The sequence below is a fragment of the Anaerotignum lactatifermentans genome (assembly GCF_016902535.1).
Classification (GTDB): domain Bacteria; phylum Bacillota; class Clostridia; order Lachnospirales; family Anaerotignaceae; genus Anaerotignum; species Anaerotignum lactatifermentans_A.
Map to the genome: position 1 here is coordinate 1 of NZ_JACSNY010000082.1, position 218 is coordinate 218.

A 218-nucleotide genomic window follows, 5' to 3' on the forward strand; every position below is an offset into this window, starting at 1 on the left:
GGGCAGCTTTTTGTGGTGTATCTTTTTTTCTTGCCATAAAATAAACCTCCAAACTGATAAGTTTATCTTACATCAGTTTGAAGGTTTACACAAACTTTGGGATACTCCCGGGTCAAACTGGTGGTTGGCGATAAGTGCCTTGGCATGCTGGAAGCCGTGGGCGAAGTGTTTCCTGAGGCCAAATACCAACGGTGTACAGTCCACTTTTACCGGAATAT

1 pseudogene is annotated in these 218 nt (G+C 44.0%); it reads left to right on the plus strand.

Annotation, left to right across the window (positions count from 1 at the left end):
* Window positions 1–99 precede the first annotated feature (99 nt).
* Window positions 100–218: pseudogene (locus H9X84_RS12960) on the plus strand (transposase); the annotation flags it as partial.